Origin of the sequence: Kosakonia quasisacchari, assembly GCF_004331415.1 — a bacterium.
In the GTDB taxonomy this organism is placed as follows: domain Bacteria; phylum Pseudomonadota; class Gammaproteobacteria; order Enterobacterales; family Enterobacteriaceae; genus Kosakonia; species Kosakonia quasisacchari.
In genome coordinates this window covers 1-303 of the sequence record NZ_SJOP01000093.1, presented here as the reverse complement: position 1 = coordinate 303, position 303 = coordinate 1, and the positions used below count along the sequence as shown (strand labels likewise).

Genomic DNA, 303 nt, shown 5'->3' with positions numbered 1-303 from the left:
GACGCCATCAATCACACCCGATGGGCGATTAACCACTTCAGCGTGGATAACCAGTCGGGTATCGACATCATTGGTCCGTTTCAGGGCGGCGGCGGAGGATGCTGCTACAGCGTACCCGCCCGCTGGAGGCCGGGTATGACGGTACGAATTGACTGGGAAAGCGGGGAGGGGGGGGCAAAAGGCTTTCCCGGGTTTGCAGATACTAAAAAATACCTGGCATGGGAAAAAAAAATGAAAGCCCAGAATCGTCAGCACAGCAAAACCGTCCCGGTACCCGACTATAACGGCCAGGATGTCTGCGGC

At 56.4% G+C, this 303-nt stretch carries 1 protein-coding gene; it reads left to right on the top strand.

All coding sequences use genetic code 11. The features are described from left to right. Positions 1-303: DUF3304 domain-containing protein (locus E0L21_RS24840; RefSeq protein ID WP_131413848.1), on the top strand; the 303-nt coding region annotated here is incomplete at both ends.